We start from the raw sequence: 306 nt of genomic DNA, 5'->3' as shown, positions 1-306 counted from the left end.
CGGCCACGCCACACTGGCTGCGGCCAACGTACTGTTCGAGGTCTACGACGAGCCGGGCGAGCGCCTGGAATTCATCTCGCGCTCCGGTGCGCTGCGGGTCAACCGCGAGGACGAGCGGCTGGTCCTGGATTTCCCCGCGCAGTATCCGAGCGAAGTCGGTAGCACCGTCGAGCTGGAGCAGGCCCTGGGCCTGCCGCCGGTGGACGTGCTGGGCTCCACCGACAAGCTGCTGGTGCTGCTCGAGTCCGAAGAGGCGGTGCGCGCCTGTCGCCCCGACTTCGCGGCCCTGGCGCGGCTGCCCTGGCG

Annotated in this window: 1 protein-coding gene; it reads left to right on the top strand. The window is 70.9% G+C overall.

The genetic code is table 11. The features are described from left to right. Positions 1 to 306, top strand: a 306-nt coding sequence (locus ACLJNW_RS24220) for a PhzF family phenazine biosynthesis protein (protein ID WP_410961221.1), incomplete at both ends; no start/stop codon positions are given.

It is taken from the genome of Salmonella sp. SAL4457 (assembly GCF_046548235.1).
Lineage (GTDB): Bacteria > Pseudomonadota > Gammaproteobacteria > Enterobacterales > Enterobacteriaceae > Salmonella > Salmonella enterica.
Note: the sequence above shows the minus strand (reverse complement) of the source record. Positions and strands in the feature narration are given on the sequence as shown.